The 16,236-nt window shown below is 61.6% G+C and carries 15 protein-coding genes and 1 tRNA gene; 14 read left to right on the top strand and 2 right to left on the bottom strand.

What is annotated here, in order from left to right; all coding sequences use genetic code 11:
- Window positions 1–23 precede the first annotated feature (23 nt).
- Window positions 24–305, bottom strand: a complete 282-nt coding sequence (locus AB5Y99_RS07670) for an RNA-binding protein (protein WP_005337180.1) — start codon at window positions 303–305, stop codon at window positions 24–26.
- Between the two features lie 216 nt (window positions 306–521).
- Window positions 522–1,064, bottom strand: coding sequence for a hypothetical protein (locus AB5Y99_RS07665; RefSeq protein ID WP_064340009.1), 543 nt, complete (start codon window positions 1,062–1,064; stop codon window positions 522–524).
- 106 nt (window positions 1,065–1,170) lie between these two features.
- Between AB5Y99_RS07665 and AB5Y99_RS07660 the strand changes: the two genes are divergently transcribed.
- From AB5Y99_RS07660 to AB5Y99_RS07595, 14 genes are all read left to right on the top strand, one after another.
- The gene (locus AB5Y99_RS07660; RefSeq protein ID WP_193859405.1) at window positions 1,171–1,941 is read left to right on the top strand and encodes an amino acid ABC transporter ATP-binding protein; all 771 of its coding nucleotides are present in this window, start codon (window positions 1,171–1,173) and stop codon (window positions 1,939–1,941) included.
- Window positions 1,934–2,731, top strand: coding sequence for an amino acid ABC transporter permease (locus tag AB5Y99_RS07655; protein ID WP_368209284.1), 798 nt, complete (start codon window positions 1,934–1,936; stop codon window positions 2,729–2,731). Before AB5Y99_RS07660 ends, AB5Y99_RS07655 begins: the two co-directional genes overlap by 8 nt.
- 2 nt (window positions 2,732–2,733) lie before the next feature.
- On the top strand, window positions 2,734–3,555 hold the full coding sequence (locus AB5Y99_RS07650; RefSeq protein ID WP_252656177.1) for a transporter substrate-binding domain-containing protein: 822 nt from the start codon (window positions 2,734–2,736) through the stop codon (window positions 3,553–3,555).
- The gene (locus AB5Y99_RS07645) at window positions 3,555–4,460 is read left to right on the top strand and encodes an amino acid ABC transporter permease (RefSeq protein ID WP_368209281.1); all 906 of its coding nucleotides are present in this window, start codon (window positions 3,555–3,557) and stop codon (window positions 4,458–4,460) included. The genes AB5Y99_RS07650 and AB5Y99_RS07645 overlap by 1 nt, the downstream gene beginning before the upstream one ends.
- A complete protein-coding gene (gene mepA, locus AB5Y99_RS07640) occupies window positions 4,454–5,191 on the top strand; it encodes a penicillin-insensitive murein endopeptidase (protein WP_040067286.1) in 738 nt (245 codons plus the stop codon). Before AB5Y99_RS07645 ends, mepA begins: the two co-directional genes overlap by 7 nt.
- Before the next feature lie 85 nt (window positions 5,192–5,276).
- Complete coding sequence (locus AB5Y99_RS07635) at window positions 5,277–5,867, top strand: LemA family protein (protein WP_005346564.1); 591 nt, start codon at window positions 5,277–5,279, stop codon at window positions 5,865–5,867.
- Window positions 5,864–6,589, top strand: coding sequence for a YgcG family protein (locus AB5Y99_RS07630; RefSeq protein WP_129503897.1), 726 nt, complete (start codon window positions 5,864–5,866; stop codon window positions 6,587–6,589). The genes AB5Y99_RS07635 and AB5Y99_RS07630 overlap by 4 nt, the downstream gene beginning before the upstream one ends.
- A gap of 20 nt (window positions 6,590–6,609) precedes the next feature.
- The gene (locus tag AB5Y99_RS07625; protein ID WP_005337196.1) at window positions 6,610–7,227 is read left to right on the top strand and encodes a TPM domain-containing protein; all 618 of its coding nucleotides are present in this window, start codon (window positions 6,610–6,612) and stop codon (window positions 7,225–7,227) included.
- A gap of 145 nt (window positions 7,228–7,372) precedes the next feature.
- Window positions 7,373–7,460 (top strand) — tRNA-Ser (locus AB5Y99_RS07620).
- Between the two features lie 382 nt (window positions 7,461–7,842).
- Window positions 7,843–8,601 carry a flagellar motor protein gene (locus AB5Y99_RS07615; protein WP_368174658.1) on the top strand — a complete coding sequence of 253 codons (759 nt, stop codon included), beginning with the start codon at window positions 7,843–7,845 and terminating at the stop codon, window positions 8,599–8,601.
- On the top strand, window positions 8,579–9,454 hold the full coding sequence (locus tag AB5Y99_RS07610) for a flagellar motor protein MotB (RefSeq protein ID WP_106844513.1): 876 nt from the start codon (window positions 8,579–8,581) through the stop codon (window positions 9,452–9,454). The genes AB5Y99_RS07615 and AB5Y99_RS07610 overlap by 23 nt, the downstream gene beginning before the upstream one ends.
- A gap of 162 nt (window positions 9,455–9,616) precedes the next feature.
- Window positions 9,617–11,755, top strand: coding sequence for a TonB-dependent hemoglobin/transferrin/lactoferrin family receptor (locus AB5Y99_RS07605; RefSeq protein WP_368209279.1), 2,139 nt, complete (start codon window positions 9,617–9,619; stop codon window positions 11,753–11,755).
- Window positions 11,755–13,761, top strand: a complete 2,007-nt coding sequence (locus AB5Y99_RS07600) for a prolyl oligopeptidase family serine peptidase (RefSeq protein WP_368174656.1) — start codon at window positions 11,755–11,757, stop codon at window positions 13,759–13,761. Before AB5Y99_RS07605 ends, AB5Y99_RS07600 begins: the two co-directional genes overlap by 1 nt.
- Window positions 13,758–16,205, top strand: coding sequence for a proprotein convertase P-domain-containing protein (locus tag AB5Y99_RS07595; RefSeq protein WP_279487514.1), 2,448 nt, complete (start codon window positions 13,758–13,760; stop codon window positions 16,203–16,205). The genes AB5Y99_RS07600 and AB5Y99_RS07595 overlap by 4 nt, the downstream gene beginning before the upstream one ends.
- Window positions 16,206–16,236 lie beyond the last annotated feature (31 nt).

The raw sequence follows: 16,236 nt of genomic DNA, 5'->3' as shown, positions 1-16,236 counted from the left end.
CCGTTTTTCATTGCCGAGGCACCTTAGCGGTGGCGCTGTTGCGGGCGACCACGGGGAGCATCTGTCTTCGGTTTGGCCTGGTTGACGGTGATGGTACGGCCACCGACTTCAGTGCCATGCAGACCAGCGATGGCCTTTTCGGCATCACCATTGACCGGCATTTCAATAAAACCAAACCCCTTTGACTGGCCGGTATCGCGGTCGATGATGATATCAACCTTGTCGACCTGTCCAAACTGGCTGAACAGGGTTTTCAGTTCGTCGGCCGTCATCCGGTACGACAGATTTCCTACGTAAATCTTCATGCCATCCACTCTCGATTCAAGGTGCCTTCTCTATGCAATTCCCAGCATAACGGTAAGGGCACAACCCCTATGCCGGACCTGCCATGGCTTCATGCCGTGGCCTTCTCCACACTGTCGTCAAGTGATTGATCTCTTGGGTTAACAGTGCAGACAAGATCAATTCGAGTCACTGGCAGTATCTGAGCTTTGCCGGGAATTGTCGAGAAAATAGTCGACTCAGGCCGATTGCAGATCTGACAACCGTTGTGCCAGCATCCGGCGACCGTGCCAGGCCCGTTTAAAGCCGAAGCGATAGACAGACGGGCTCACCAGATGCAGCTCCCCCGCCTTGAGATCCAGCAAGGCCATGGCCGCCGCCAGCTCCTCTTCACTCAGTTGCAAATCGAGGCTGAAGTCGAGCCACTGGCCGTCGTGACCCACTCGCCGCTCCCGTTCGAGCGCCACCAGCTGGCTGCGGGGCAGTGCCAGCGCCTCATCCTTGTTGCCATTGAGCAGATAGATATGCTGTTCGTCCCACCCCAGCTCCGCCAGGCGCCAGGGCTGCCAGCTGCGGGGCAGCGACACCATGATCCCGGTGATGCCACCAAAGACCACGCCCACCCAGTTGAGCAGCGCCATGGCGCCCCAGCCATCCCACAAGGAGGCCGCCACCACGCCCCAACTCACCAGCAACAGCAGAAAAATGACGCAGCGATAGCGAACCGCTGGCGGCATCAACAGCTGCACCTGGGAACCGGCAAGCAAGGATGTAATACGCATTAAAAGCTCCTGTCATCACGAAATGGCGCCATTGTGAATAGCCATCAGGATACTGACAAGGGGGTTTTCTTTGTCATCCCCCTATAAAATCAATACCATGGCGTAAATGATTCTAAGTGGAACCCGCTTCTTGACCAGCTCGCAACCCTGTGTGCGCTTTTGTGGCGTTGACAAATTCTATGGCGACTTTCAGGCTCTTCATCACATCGATCTCACCATTGAACGGGGAGAGAAGTGGGTCATCTGTGGCCCGTCAGGCTCGGGAAAATCGACCCTGATCCGCACCATCAACGGGCTGGAGGGGATCGACGACGGCCAGCTGTTCCTGTTTGGCGAGCCGGTGACCCCTTCCTACCTGCGCCGCCTGCAAGGTCGGGTTGGCATGGTGTTTCAGCAGTTCAACCTCTTCCCCCATATGACGGTGCTGGAAAACCTGATGGTGGCGCCGGTGCATACCCTGGGGTTGCGCCCTCAGGAGGCCAAAGCCCGGGCGCTCGGGCTGCTCGAGCGGGTGCGCATTCAGGCACAGGCCGACAAGTACCCACACCAGCTCTCCGGCGGCCAGCAGCAGCGGGTCGCCATCGCCCGCTCCCTCTGCATGCAACCAGAGCTGATGCTGTTTGACGAGCCCACCTCCGCCCTCGACCCCGAGATGATCCGCGAAGTGCTCGATGTGATCCGCGAGCTGGCTGACGAGGGGATGACCCTGATCTGCGTCACTCACGAGATGGGCTTTGCCCGTCAAGTGGCGGATCGGGTGCTCTTTATGGATGAGGGGAAAATCATCGAGTCGGCCCCGCCCGCCCAGCTGTTCAGCGCCCCTCGTCACCCGCGTACCCGGGCCTTCCTCGAACAGGTGCTCAGCTATCATGGCTAGGCTCAATCGTTCCCGCCTGCTCGGCTGGTTGTCAGGCACTGTGATGCTCTCTGCGCTACTGGGCTGGGCGCTCTATAGCGGCGCTCGCCAGATGGGCTATGAGTGGCAGTGGCCGCGGGTGTTGCCCTTTCTCGGCGAATGGGATGAAGGAACCTTTTATGCCGGCCCCTTGCTAAACGGCCTGCTGGTCACTTTGCAGGTGGCGCTGCTCAGTCTGTTGGGCACTCTGGCGGTCGGGGTGTGCGTGGTCAGCCTGCGGCTGCTTCCCTCCAGGCTCGGCCCCTGGCTCGCCATCGCCTATCTGGCGCTGGTGCGCACCACGCCCCAGTTGGTGCAACTTTATATTCTCTATTTCTTGCTGGGCCCCATGCTGGGATTGGCCCCCCTTGCCTGCGCCGTGTTGAGCCTCTCCCTCTATCAGGGGGCCTTCACCGCCGAAGTGCTGCGTGCAGGTGTACAGGCCATTCCCAAAGGACAGTGGGAGGCAGCCCGGTCGCTTGGCTTGTCACGGGCCATCACCCTGCGCAAGGTGATCCTGCCCCAGCTGGTGCGCATCACCTTGCCGCCGCTCACCAACGAGCTGGTCTCCCTTATCAAACATTCGGCGCTGGTGAGTGTGATCGCCATCTTCGATCTGACCAACGAAGGGCGTACTCTGGTTGCCGATACGTTTCTGACCTTTGAGGTGTGGTTTACCGTAGCTGCCCTCTATTTGCTGTTAACCCTGACGCTGTCAGCCTGTTCGCGGGCGCTGGCCCGTCACCTGAATCCGGATCAACAAGGACGCTAACCATGAATCTGTCATTCAAGACCACCCTGTCGGGCGCAGCCCTGCTGCTGGCAAGCCTGCTCACTCCGGCACTGGCAGAAACTGCCCCCTCCGACACCCAGGCGCAGATCGAGCAGAGCGGTACCCTGCGGGTCGGCATGTCCACCTTCGCCCCCTGGGCGATGCGCGACAAGCAGGGGGCCCTGATCGGTTTCGAGATTGACGTGGCCCGTCGCCTCGCCACAGATAACGGCTGGCAGGTAGAGTTCGTGCCTACCGCCTGGGATGGCATCATCCCCTCCCTGTTGGCGAAAAAGTATGACGTCATCATCGGCGGCCTCACCATCACCCCCGAGCGGGAGAAGAGCGTGCGCTTCACCCAGGCCTACTCCCATTCGGGGGTGCAGCTGGCCGCCTCCAGCACCATGGCCAAAGAGAAGAAAACCGTGGCGGACTTCAACCAGCGCGGGGTGATCCTGGCGGTACGTCGTGGCGCCTCACCGGTACAGGTGGCAAAAGAACACTTCCCCAAGGCCACCCTGCGCCAGTTCGATGACGAGTCACAGGTATTTCAGGAGGTGCTGAACGGCCGCGCCCACGGCGCCCTCTCCTCTTCCCCGAAACCCGAGCAAGAGGCGCTGCGCCACCCGAATGCCCTCTTTATGCCGTTTGCCGAGCCGTTGGCACAAGGCGATGAAGGCTTTGCCCTGCGCAAGGGGGATGATGCCCTGGCTGAGCAGTTCAACGAGTGGATCGCCGCCCGTCAGGCCGATGGCTGGCTCAAGGCGCGCCATGACTACTGGTTCAAGTCGCTGGCGTGGGAAGCACAGGTCGCTAACCCCTGATGCTGATTGCTCTAAAAGAGACCATCCGGCGCATCATCCGTGGGCCATGTCGGAACATCAACTGGCTGGATGGGGCGATCGCCCTGATCCTGCTGCTGGCTGGCCTCTGGCTGGCCAGCCGCCTGCACATCGGGGTAGCCTATCAGTGGCGCTGGCATGAAGCCTTCGACCTGCTGTTCACCCCCGGCCCTCACGGCGAGTTGCCCTACTTTTTCAGCGGTCTGCTCACCACCTTGCGCATCGCCCTGCTCGGCATGGTGCTGGCGCTGCTGCTCGGCACTGCGCTGGGGGTAGCCGCCTTCAGCCGCCGACCCGGGCTGGTGATGCCCGCGACCCTTTTTATCCAGCTGATCCGCAATCTACCGCCGCTGGTCTTTATCTTCATCTTCTACTTCTTTATCGCCAACCAGCTGCTGCCTTCGAGCGGCCTCTCCCGCTGGCTCGGCACCGTATCACTCTCCCCGTGGCAAGAGGCGCTGTTTGGCCCACCAGCCCGCTGGGAGAACCTCATCTCAGGCACCCTCTGCGTTGGCATGATCAGCGCAGCCTTCGTCGCCGAGATCGTCCGCGCCGGGCTGGCCGCCATCCCCCGTGGCCAGTGGGAGGCGGCGCAGAGCCTCGGGCTCTCTCCCTGGGTGCGGCTGCGCCATGTGATCCTGCCGCAGGCCATGCTGCTGATGTTGCCCCCCCTCACCGGTCAGCTCATCGCGCTGGTGAAGGATACCGCCATCGTTTCGCTTATTTCGGTGCAGGAGCTCACCTTCGTTGGCACCGAAATGGCCAACTCCAGCGGACTGGTCTACGAGATCTGGCTGCTGGTGGCCGCGGCCTATTTATTTATATGTTTGAGTCTGTTCGTACTGCTGAGCCGACTCGAAGCAAGACAAGGAGCACGCACATGCTGACGTCCCTGTTGCTGGCGACTGTATTGCAAGCGGAAGCCATCGGTGGTTATGCCGCCGGTTGCCTGAAAAACGGCGTATCCCTACCCCTCGAAGGGCCGGGTTATCAGGTGATCCGTACCAAACGGCTGCGCTACTACGGCCACCCCGACCTCATCCACTATCTGCAAGCGCTGGCCAACCAGACCCGCATGGCCGGGCTGCCGGATCTCTATATCGCCGATCTGGCGATGGCCCGTGGCGGCCCCTTTACCTCCGGCCATCGCAGCCACCAGACTGGCCTTGATGCCGATATCTGGTTTCGCATGGCCAACCGCCCCATCAGCAAATGGGAGCAGGATGCCCCCAAGGAGTGGGCACTGATCGACGAACCCAGCTACAAGATGTTGCCGGGTCGCTTTGGCCCCCAGCAGCTCACCCTGCTGCGGCTGGCGGCCAGCAAGCCCGAGGTGGCCCGCATCTTCGTCAATCCGGTGATCAAATCCGCGGTCTGCCAGCAGGCTGGTGACGAGCCCTGGGTCGCCAAGCTGCGCCCCTGGGTGGGCCACTTCAGCCACTTCCACGTACGGCTGCGCTGCCCGGTGGGCAGCCCAGATTGCGAACCTCAGGCCCCCATTCCGCCCGGCAATGGCTGCGGGGAAGAGCTGGCATCCTGGCTAAAAGACAAGCCCCAGTTGCCCAAGGTCTCCGGCATCAACAAGCGACCCGAGCTACCTGCGCGTTGTGGCAACTGACCCCAAGCTGGTATGGTGGTGCACTCTTGGTCGTACACCATCCATGGCGCACTATCGACTCGAAATATCAAAGGAGAACAACAAGATGGCCACATCACTCTGGCGCAGAACCACGCAGAGCCTGTTGACCCTGACCCTGCTGCTCGGCCTGACCGGTTGCGGCATGAACAACATCCCGACCCTGGATGAGCAGGTTAAAGCAAGCTGGGGGCAGGTGGAGAACCAGTATCAGCGCCGCGCCGACCTCATTCCCAATCTGGTCGCCACCGTCAAGGGCTACGCCAGCCATGAGCAGGAGACCCTAAAGGCGGTCACCGATGCCCGTGCCCGGGTCGGCAGCGTGCAGGTGAGCGATCCTGCCCAGCTCAAGGAGTTTGAAGCGGCGCAGAACCAGCTCTCCAGCGCCCTCTCTCGCCTGATGGTGGTGGTAGAGCGCTACCCCGAGCTGAAAGCGGATCAGCAGTTCCTTGCCCTGCAGGCCCAGCTGGAAGGAACCGAGAACCGCATCTCGGTGGCTCGCCGCGACTATATCGAGGCGGTGCGCCAGTTCAATACCGAGATCCGCACTTTCCCCGGCGTTATCTGGTCCAAGCTGCTCTACTCGGATCTGGAGGCCAAACCCAGTTTCAGTGCCAAACCCGGTGCCGATGAGGCGCCCAAGGTCAGCTTCCAATGAAGATGATGCTGCGCTGGTTTCTTCCCTGTCTGCTGCTCTGGGCCAGTGCCCTGCAAGCGGCGCCGGACTTCCCGACGCTGAGCGGACGGGTGGTGGATGAAGCCAGTCTGATGTCCCGCAAACAGGCCCATCAACTGACCCAGCAGCTGGCGGCCTTTGAAAAACGCAGCGGCATCCAGCTGGTGGTGGTCTCCGTCGACAGCCTTGGTGGGGAGACCATCGAGGAGTACGGCTACCAGCTCGGTCGCCACTGGGGGATCGGCCAGAAAGGCAAGAACAATGGCGTGCTGTTGCTGATCGCCCAGGATGAGCGCAAGGTTCGCATCGAGGTAGGCTATGGATTGGAAGGCGCCCTGCCCGACGCCATCGCCGCCAACATCATCCATGGCCGCATCCTGCCCGCCTTCAAGCGCGGCGATATGGTGGCCGGGATCATGGCGGGCAGCCAGAGCATCATGAAGGCACTCGCCGGAGAGTATCAGCCGGTCGAGCAGCCAAAGAGTGACAACGGTGGCGGCCCCTGGCTGTTTATTCTGGTGGTGATTGCGATGATCGTGCTCCACAACCTGCGCGGGGGTGGCGGCGGTGGTCCGGGAGGACGACGTCGGTCGGCCTACATGGCCGGTGGATTGGGTGCCGGCTCCTTTGGTGGTCGCTCCGGCGGCGGATTCAGCGGTGGCGGCGGCAGTTTTGGCGGTGGCGGAGCCTCCGGTGGCTGGTAACAGGAGTAAAGAGACAAATCATGATTTCTAAACAGTTCTTCCACACGCTTCAGGCAAAGGTGCGCGAAGCGGAGCTAGAGACTGATGCTGAACTGGTCACCGTGCTGGCCCCGGCCAGCGATGGCTATCGCTACATTCCTACCCTCTGGGCGGCGCTGCTGGCGATGCTCACCCCGCTGCTGGTGTTCCAGCTCGGCTTCTGGCTCGGCTGGTACGAAATCCTGCTGGTGCAGTGGTCGGTCTGGCTGCTGCTGAGCCTGCTGTTCCACTGGACCCCCATCAAGATGCGGCTCATCCCGAAGAAGGTTCGCCAGCACCGGGCGGCCCTGATGGCTCGCCTGCAATTTGTCGAGCAGGGGCTGCACCGCACCCGCGACCGGCTCGGGGTGCTGATCTTCGTCTCGGCCGCCGAGCACTATGTAGAAATACTGGTGGATGACGGCATCGCCCAGCATATCGACAACGGCCAGTGGCAGGAGATCATCGACGACTTCGTGGCGCGAGTGCGCAACAAGGAGATCGAACAAGGTTTTCTGGAGTGCGTTGAGCGCGTTAGCGCCATTCTGACCGATGCCTTCCCGGCCACCCGGGATCAAAACGAGCTGCCGGACAGCCTGATCATCCTCGACAAGCCCTGATCCGGTTTAAAAAACAGGCATTCTGCGCAAGCGTTAGGCATTCGGAAAAGATTATGAAAAATAAGGGGAAAAGAGGTTGACCCACACAGCCCTTTCCCCTAAATTACGCCCCGTTCCAGCGCAACAGCGCAGCGAACGAAAATTTGGTGAGGTGTCCGAGTGGCTGAAGGAGCACGCCTGGAAAGTGTGTATACGGCAACGTATCGAGGGTTCGAATCCCTCCCTCACCGCCAAATCTAAAAAAACCGACCTCAGGGTCGGTTTTTTGCTTTCCGGCAAACACCTATGCCGACAAGTGAGCCAGAGCCACGCAGTGGCAGATCATCCACGCACTCATCCCCCGGTTTGCAAAGCCCTGATGGAACATCACTGCTTTTCGTATTGCCAGCCCCCACCCCCTACCTTGCTTTTGTGATTGCCCCACCCGACAAGCGTTCCTTCCTGTGACAACAGGAGCAACAAGATGATTGCAATGCCATCTCATGGCCGCAACACGCCTTCTTTTATGGACGTTACCCAGCGCCCATTAATTGCTCAGCGATTGGATTTCATTTTGAAAAACTGATACTTAAGTAGCTACACTAGCCATTATCAACATGCAGGGACGTGTAAAAGATGAGCTTGATTGGCTTGGTACTGGCGTTGATCGCCATCCTTGGCGGCAACATGATCGAGGGCGGCCACCCCAGCGCCCTGCTCGATCTGCCCGCCTTCCTCATCGTGATCGGTGGTACTGTCGGTGCCGCTCTGACCCAGTTCCCCTTCTCCGTCGTCGGCAGCACCATGAAGCGTTTCAAATGGCTGCTCTCCCCCCTCAAGCTCGACATGCATGAACAGGCCCAGTTACTGGAGACCCTGGCAGGCAACGCCCGCCGCAGCGGCATGCTGGCGCTGGAAGGGATGATCGACGAGATCAAGGATCCCTTCCTGAAGAAAGGGGTACAGATGATGGTTGATGGTTACGAGAAAACCAAGATACACGAGGTGCTGGAGAACGAGATCGAATTTGAACAGGAAGATCTCGAACAGACGGTCAAATTCTATGAAGCCATGGGCGGCTACTGCCCGACCATGGGGATCGTCGGGGCGGTATTTGGCCTGATCCACGCCATGGGTCTGCTAGATGCCCCCGACAAGCTGGGCGGCGCCATCGCGGTGGCCTTTATCGCTACCATCTACGGGGTATCCGCAGCCAACCTGATCTTCTTGCCGTTCGGCAACCGCTACAAGGGGTTTGCCCACCAGATCCGCCACTACAAGGAGATGACCCTGACCGGCATTCTCTGCATCGTTGATGGCGAATCCCAAGCGCGCCTGCAAGTTACCCTCGAACCTTATCTGGGAGGTCACGGTGGCCAAAAAGAAAAAGGCTGAAGCACCGGAGAACCATGAACGCTGGCTGGTCTCCTATGCCGACTTCATGACCCTGCTGTTCGCCCTGTTTGTGGTGCTCTACTCCTTTGCCATGGCCAAGCAGTCCGAAACCCGAGTGCTTATCCAGGGCTTTATCGAGTCGCTGGGTAAAATCGGCCTCATCTCCCCGCCTGCCGGCTCACCCTTGATGCAGGGGGGAACAGGGATTCTCGAGCCGGAATCGAAGACCACGCCGAGCAGCCCGAAAGAAGAGACTGTACTGGAAAAAGATGCCCCCATGGCGGCATCGGACCCCTTCAACGAGACCATAGGTGCCTCGGAAAAACCGAGCGCCACCGAAGCCTGGCCCCACAAGACCAAGGAGCAGGAGTGGGTGCAGGTGACCAAGCAGAAGCTTGAGCAGCAACTCAAGGCCCAGATTGAATCGAAGGATCTCGAGGTCGAGCAACTCGGCAGTCAACTGGTGATCCGCATCGGCGAGAAGGCGCTATTCCCCTCCGATTCGGCGTTCCTGCAGCCCCAGTTCATCCCGCTGGTCAACAAGATCGCAGGCATTCTGGCCAATATCCCGGGGCAGGTAGTGGTCACCGGTCATACCGACAACTCCCAGGCGCCGGTGGAGCTTTATCGCAATAACTGGGAGCTCTCGGTGCTGCGGGCCTCTTCCATCGTGCAGACGATGCTGACCAACCCCCAGCTGGATGCCAGACGAGTCATCGCTCAGGGGGTTGCCGACACCCAACCCCGCTTTGCCAACGACACCCCCGAACATCGCCAGGCGAACCGCCGGGTCGATATCACCCTCTCCCAAGGAAAGGCCGCAGAAGAGTCGCTGCAACTGCTCAAGCCCTGATCCCCCCGCTCCCGCTTCGCGCGGGAGCCTCTTTTTAAAAACAAATAACTCAATAATATCAACACCATAAGATCTTAATGATAATGATTGCCATTTATTGTCAAGTGGTCAGGCCTCTGCAATAATGCCGGCCCTCAGGCTTAAATAAAAACAATTATCATTATGAACAAACTGCTTCAGGCATGGCCGGCACTCCTGTGTGCCTCCGCTGGCGCGGCCAATCTTCCCCCTGTGGAGAAGGCGCGCAGCGACGACACCATCATTGTCACCGGGCAACGGGTACAACAGAAACTCTCCGATGTTTCCGGCTCCATCACCGTCATCACCCAGGAAGAGCTGGACCGTCAGGTCGCCAGCGAGCTGACTCATGTGTTTCGCAAGATCCCCGGTGTCTCGGTCACCGGCTCTGCCGGGCGACCGCAAAACATCAGCGTGCGCGGCATCGGTGGCAACCGTATCCTGCTGATCAAGGATGGGGTGCGCGTCAGTGACGGCTTTGGCGCCGACAACATCAATGACAAGGTGGGTCGCTTCAACTTCGATCTCGATGACATCAAACAGATTGAGGTGGCCAAGGGGGCCGGCTCCTCCCTGCATGGCTCCGATGCCATCGGCGGTACCGTGGTGATGAATACCAAGCAGCCGGAAGATTATCTGCAACAGCAAGATAGCTATCTGGCGGCCAAGACCCTCTACGGTGGCGACAGCAACAAGAAGAAGCTCAGCATGACCGGCGCGGTGCGGGCACTGGAGAGCGAACATCTGTTGCGCCTCTCCGGCTGGCGTGGCAACGAAACCGCCAACTTTGAAGAGAACCGCATTCCGGCGGATCTGGATGGCATGAGTGCCTCCACCAGCAGCCGCCTCCCCCTCAATGCCCATCACGCTCTGCGGCTGGAGCTGGACTACTACGAGGATCACGCCAAACGCCAGATGGGGCCCAAAGCGGTGCCCCAACCCGATGGCAGCTGGGACGTGGTCGGTTTTCAGGAAGATGGCGATCAGCGCACCCAGGGCGGCAAGTTCAGCTGGGAAGCCAGCGATCTGGGCATGGTCGATACCCTCAACTGGAGCCTGTTTGGCAATCAGTCCCGCAACGAAGCCAACCAGCGCCAGTTGCTGCGCAACGATGCCCTGAGCGGCTATCCCAGATATCGCAGCCAGCGCACCCTCTCCACGTTCGAGGAGCTGCGCCTTGGCAGCGAGCTGGAGTTGCAGAGCAAGCTGAGCACCGGCTCGCTGGATCACACCTTCAGCTACGGTGTGGAGCTGGAGCAGGCCAACCACGAACGGCCGGTCAGCAATCTGACCCTGGAAGATGGCATCACCACCCAGGGACAGAAAGCCCCCTTCAGCAAGGCAGAGACCCGCCGCGATGGCATCTGGCTGAGCGATGTGATCGATCTGGGCAGCTGGCAGTTTACCCCGACCCTGCGCTTTGACCGCCAGCGCCTGCGCGCACCGGACAGCAATCTGGCCGAGAACCACAGCGACCACATCTCCCCCAGTGTGGCGGCCAGTTACCGCTTCAACGAGACATGGCGCAGCTGGCTCAGCTATGCCAACGGCTTCCGCGCCCCCGCTTACGATCAGGTTTACGGCAACATTCCTCACTACTTTGCCATGCCGCCGTTCGAGATCATTGCCAACCCCAACCTCAAGGAGGAGACCAGCCACAGTCTGGAGTGGGGAGTGAATGGCCAAAGCGACAACTGGAGCGTCAAACCGGCCGTTTTCTACAACCGCTACTACAACTTCATCGACTGGCGCCAGACCGGTTTCCGCCTCGATGACGGTGTCTTCCTGCGCCAATATCGCAACGTTGCCAAAGCAGAAACCTGGGGCGCCGAGCTGGCCGCCAGCCTCTGGCTGAACGACGAGTGGGAGCTTTCGACCAATCTGGCCTGGATGGATGGCAAGGATCACCGCGGTGAGCCGCTGCGCACCCAGACACCGCTGGAAGGCAACACCACCCTGCGCTGGCAACAGCTCGACTGGGGGGTTGAGCTCAGTGGCAACTATGCCGCCGCCATGACCAAGGTGCCCCAGTGCGCCAATGCGCAGACTGGCTACAACGGTGCCTGCCAGAGCAGCGCAGGCTGGTTCAGTCTGGATCTCACCGGCGACTGGCAGATCACCGAGGCGCTCAAGGTCAATGCCACCATCGGCAACCTGCTCGATACCCGCTATGTCCGCTATCAGGATGTGGCCGGACTCCCGGCTGGCAGCGACACCTCCCTCTACAGCCAGAGCGGCCGCTACCTGTCAGCCAGCCTCAGCTACCGTTTCGTGGGGATGTGATGAAACATCATGCAATCATGGCGGCCCTGTTGGCCGTCCCGTTGGCGTGGGCACAAGAGGCCCTGCCACCCCCGATCCCGTCCCAGCCACACCTGATTTCAGGCAATCCCGTACGCCAGGATCCCTACTTCTGGTTGCGGGACGAGAGCCGCAGCAACCCGGCCATTCTCGCCCTGCTCAAGCAGCAAAATCGCTGGAGCGAGCAGCAGCTCGCCGCGCAGCAGCCGCTGGAAGCAACCTTGCGCGCCGAATTTGCCCGCCATCCGGCGGGGGAATCTGTGCCAGAGGACTGGCTTGTCCGCGGCGATCAGGCATGGCAGCTGCGCCCGGATGGCTCACTCTGGCAACGCCACGGGGGCAAGGTGCTGCAGCGGCTTCCCGCCAGAGCGGGTGAGGGCTATTACGAAGCGGGCGGCTGGGCCCTGAGCCCGGATAACCTCACACTGGCCATCGCCGAAGACAGGCGCGGCGATCTCGACTATCAGGTCACCCTGCTTGATCTCCAGAGCGGCAAGGTGCTGGCCTGTTTGGCGCAGCGCAGCGCTGATCTCGCCTGGTCACAAGATGGTCGCACCCTCTACACCATCGCCAACGAGCGCTACACCCTGCGCCCCTGGCAGCTGCGCGGCTGGCAGGATGGCCAGGAGCAGACTCTCTATGAGGAGCAGGATCCCGCCTGGCTGCTCAGCCTCTATCGCACCACGGATGGCCAGCATCTGGTGTTGCAGGGCAACAACCACGACAGCTCGGAGCAATACCTGCTCGACTCCGGCAAGCCGCAGCAAATCAAATCCCGCCAGCGCGGGGTGGAATACTATCTGGACAGCCAGTCTGGCTGGGTGATCAAGAGCAACTGGGAGGGGGCATTTGCCCTCTACTCAGCCAGCACGCCGCTCGGTGAGTGGCAGCGCCTGTGGCCCGCCAAAGAGGAGGATCTCGGCGATCCCGAGAAGTGGCGACTGTTTGATCGCCATCTGGTGGTGCAGTTTCGCCAGCAGGGGGAGGATTGGCTCGCCCTGCTCGACCGCAACGGCCATGAACGCCAGCGCCTGCCGCTGGCCAGTGGCGCCGGTACCGGCTGGCTGCAAGGAGAACATGACCCGGCCAGCGACCGCATTCTGGTGCGCAGTCAGGGCTTGAGTCAGCCCCCCGGCCAGCGCTGGCTGGATTTGACCAGCGGCCAGTGGATCAACGACCAGCACACCGCAGACAATAAAGCATTGCCCTATCAGAGCGAGCGGCGCTGGATCACCTCTGCCGATGGCACCCGGGTGCCTGTCTCGCTGGTGTGGCGCAAGGATCTGGCCCCCCGCGCCGTACTGCTCTACGGCTATGGCGCCTATGGCACGCCGATGCGCCCCTACTACCAGAAAGAGCTGTTGAGCCTGCTGGATCGGGGCTTTGTCTACGCCATCGCCCATGTGCGCGGCGGCGGCATGCTGGGGGAGCAGTGGACCCGCGACGGGCGGGGCATCCACAAGCAGAACGGCATCAGCGACTTTATCGCAGCCGGTCACGCCCTGCGCCACTGGTCACCCGACTCTGCTCCCCTGCCCCTGTTTGCCATGGGGGGCAGCGCGGGGGGCACGCTGGTTGCTGCGGCCCTCAACCAGCAACCGACACTCTTTAGCGGCGCCGTGTTGCAGGTTCCCTTCGTCGATATGCTCGGCACCATGAGCGATCCTGCCCTCCCCTTGACCCGTCAGGAGTATCAGGAGTGGGGCAATCCGGCCAAGCCCGCAGAGTATCAGGCGATGCGTCGCATCAGCCCCTACGACAACCTGCACCGCGCCCCCTACCCGCCCCTGCTGGTCACTACCGCCCTGCACGATAGCCAGGTCCCCTACTGGGAGCCGGTCAAGTGGCTGGCCCGCCTGCGGGAGCACAGCACGGGCTCCGGCCCCTACCTGCTGCTGACCGAACTGGAGGGAGGCCACCGCGCCGGTGGTGGCGATCGGGCTCGTGAATTTGCCTTCTTGTTGCATCTGGCGGGGATCAATCAATGACTCTGCCGCTGATTGGGAGTACCACTATGAAACCCCTGTTGCCCGCCCTCTTGCTGGGGCTGGCTGGCTTTTCCACTCAGGCCGCCGAACTGCGTTTTGTCGAACAGGACGCCCCGGCCGATCCCCGCCTCTGGCTCGAACAGCAGCTCGGCGTCACCCTGAGTGATGCCCCGGCCTATCAGCGCCAAGGCAAGCTGGGCCACTATCTGCATTATCGTCAGCAGCTCAATGGCGCACCGATCGCCGGCCTGATGGCCGCCGTCAGTCTCGATGAGCAGGGTCGCCCGTGGCGCCTTTATCACAATACCCGACTGATGCAGGCACAGGCGACGCCATGTGATGAAGCAAGCCGCGCCGGGGTGGATGCCTATACCGCCACGCTGGATGGTACGGTGTGGCAATTCGCTGGCAGTGACGAAGCCCAGCCTTGGTACTGGCAGGATGGCGACACCCTGACTGCGGCCTGGCGTCTGCTGGCGGTGGAAAGCCAGCCGGGCAACAGCAAGAGCAGCCACTGGCAACTGTTTGTCACCTGCGATGGCAGCGCCCTGCTGGGGCGCACGCTGCAAGAGGCCAGCACCCGTGCCGAAGCGGCCCCGCTGGCAGGGGAAACGGCCACGGTGCAGGCCCGCATCTTTGCCCTCGACCCACGCACCCAGCTGCAAGATGGCAATTTGCTGTGGCGCCATGATCTGGTACTGGACAACGGGGCCTATCGCACCGTGCCGCTCACGGTACAAAAGGTGGATGACACCTACCAGCTGAGTGGCCCACGCGCCCGGGTCGTGGATGGCACGGCGCCGGAAACTGCCCCCTTTAGCAGCCCTGATGCCGATGGCTTCCAGCTGGATCACCCGCAGCCCGCCTTCCTCGATATCAATGGCTACTACCATCTGGATCTGGCACAGCGCCATGTGGAATCCCTTGGCTACCCGACGCTGATGGGCGGCCCCCTGGCCATCGATACCGATGCCGGGGAGCAGGACAACTCCCTCTATGACCCCTTCCTGCGCCGGTTGGAAATTGGCCGGATAGGGGTACCCGATGCGGAAGATCCCATGGTGATCTGGCACGAGTTTGGCCATGCGGTGCAGCACCATATCCTGCCCGACATGGGAGAAGAGGGTGACTGGGGCGCCATCGGCGAGGGCTTTAGCGACTATCTGGCCGCCAGCTGGCGCCAGCGTAGTCCAGAGGCTCGCCAGTTCGAGCCTTTCATGGTCTTCAACTGGGATGCCAGGATCAGCGGCCGGACGCCCCGTCAGCTCGATGATCTGCGGGCACGCTATCATCCGGGCTTCCTCTATCCGGCTCACCTCACCATCAACGGCAGCAACGGCGACCAATTGTGGGGCACCCCGCTCTTCACCGCGCTGCGCCAGGCCGTTGAACAATATGGCGAGGTAGCCCGTAACGAGTTCGATACCCTGCTGATTGAATCCCACTTCGGCCTCGGCCCGCAGGTGCGGATGCCCCAGCTGGCGCGGGTCACCGTGGATACCGCCAACCGCCTCTATCCGGATCGCAGTTATGGCAAGCTGCTGGAGCAGGCCTTCCGCCATCACGCCCTGCTGCCCACCCCCATCGCGGCCCGCCTTGCCGACGACAGCTACCTGTTGGCCGGGGAGAAAAAGAGCCTCGCTATCGAATTGACCAACCAAAGCGGCCGCCCCCTGACCGTGGCTGACGCCAGCCTGCTCCCGACCAAGGGGCTCATGGGTGACGGTCACTGGCAAGGAGAGCTCAACGCCGATGGCACCGCCCGCTGGACCCTGCCGCTGGAAGCGGCGAGCAACCTGACCTGTGGCGAGGCAGTCACCTTGCCGCTGCAGTTCCAGCTCACCCTGCCCAGCCCCACCGAGCGCCAGACCCGCCTTGACCTGCAACTGCCGATCGGTGAACCGCTCTGGCAGCGGGCCATCGGCCAGGGTGGCCAGATCAAAGATGCGGTGAGCGGTGAGCGGCACGGCCTGTCCCGCTTCACTCTCACCCTGCCCGAGAGCAAGGCCCGCATCGACAGCGGATTCGTGGTTGCCCTCGATCTGGAGCACAGCAAGCTGGAGCAGCTGGAGGTCTGGCTCACCTCCCCTTACGGCACCCGGATCAGCCTGTGGAACAAGGGTTACGCCAGCCATACCCGGCTCAAGGGGGAGTTCCCCCGTGAACTGGTACCGTTCGAATCACTCGATAAGCTGCACGGCGAACCGCTCGCTGGCCGCTGGCTGCTGGAGATCAACGACACCAGCGCCGGTGACACCGGTCAGTTGCGCAACTGGCGGGTAGCCCAGCAAGTCGGCGCCCGCTGTGACAAGGATGAAGCCCTGCCCAACACCGGCATCATTCCCCTTGAGCAGGATGAAGGGGGTGGCGGCACGACTTCCCCCCTGCTGCTGTTGCTGGCCCTCTGCCCCCGCCTCTGGCGCCGGAGCACCCCGCGCCGTTGAATCCTGTACCACGGGGGTTACCGCCCCCGTG

It is taken from the genome of Aeromonas sp. R4-2, from assembly GCF_040908295.1.
Lineage (GTDB): Bacteria > Pseudomonadota > Gammaproteobacteria > Enterobacterales > Aeromonadaceae > Aeromonas > Aeromonas veronii.
Note: the sequence above shows the minus strand (reverse complement) of the source record. Positions and strands in the feature narration are given on the sequence as shown.

What these genes read in the sequence shown, in the direction of transcription:
- mepA (WP_040067286.1), top strand. Translation starts at nt 4,454, where the DNA reads ATGCTGACGTCCCTGTTGCTGGCGACTGTATTGCAAGCGGAAGCCATC.
- AB5Y99_RS07625 (WP_005337196.1), top strand. Translation starts at nt 6,610, where the DNA reads ATGATTTCTAAACAGTTCTTCCACACGCTTCAGGCAAAGGTGCGCGAA.
- AB5Y99_RS07635 (WP_005346564.1), top strand. Translation starts at nt 5,277, where the DNA reads ATGGCCACATCACTCTGGCGCAGAACCACGCAGAGCCTGTTGACCCTG.
- AB5Y99_RS07645 (WP_368209281.1), top strand. Translation starts at nt 3,555, where the DNA reads ATGCTGATTGCTCTAAAAGAGACCATCCGGCGCATCATCCGTGGGCCA.
- AB5Y99_RS07655 (WP_368209284.1), top strand. Translation starts at nt 1,934, where the DNA reads ATGGCTAGGCTCAATCGTTCCCGCCTGCTCGGCTGGTTGTCAGGCACT.
- AB5Y99_RS07605 (WP_368209279.1), top strand. Translation starts at nt 9,617, where the DNA reads ATGAACAAACTGCTTCAGGCATGGCCGGCACTCCTGTGTGCCTCCGCT.
- AB5Y99_RS07595 (WP_279487514.1), top strand. Translation starts at nt 13,758, where the DNA reads ATGACTCTGCCGCTGATTGGGAGTACCACTATGAAACCCCTGTTGCCC.
- AB5Y99_RS07630 (WP_129503897.1), top strand. Translation starts at nt 5,864, where the DNA reads ATGAAGATGATGCTGCGCTGGTTTCTTCCCTGTCTGCTGCTCTGGGCC.
- AB5Y99_RS07665 (WP_064340009.1), bottom strand. Translation starts at nt 1,064, where the DNA reads ATGCGTATTACATCCTTGCTTGCCGGTTCCCAGGTGCAGCTGTTGATG.
- AB5Y99_RS07650 (WP_252656177.1), top strand. Translation starts at nt 2,734, where the DNA reads ATGAATCTGTCATTCAAGACCACCCTGTCGGGCGCAGCCCTGCTGCTG.
- AB5Y99_RS07600 (WP_368174656.1), top strand. Translation starts at nt 11,755, where the DNA reads ATGAAACATCATGCAATCATGGCGGCCCTGTTGGCCGTCCCGTTGGCG.
- AB5Y99_RS07615 (WP_368174658.1), top strand. Translation starts at nt 7,843, where the DNA reads ATGAGCTTGATTGGCTTGGTACTGGCGTTGATCGCCATCCTTGGCGGC.
- AB5Y99_RS07670 (WP_005337180.1), bottom strand. Translation starts at nt 305, where the DNA reads ATGAAGATTTACGTAGGAAATCTGTCGTACCGGATGACGGCCGACGAA.
- AB5Y99_RS07660 (WP_193859405.1), top strand. Translation starts at nt 1,171, where the DNA reads ATGATTCTAAGTGGAACCCGCTTCTTGACCAGCTCGCAACCCTGTGTG.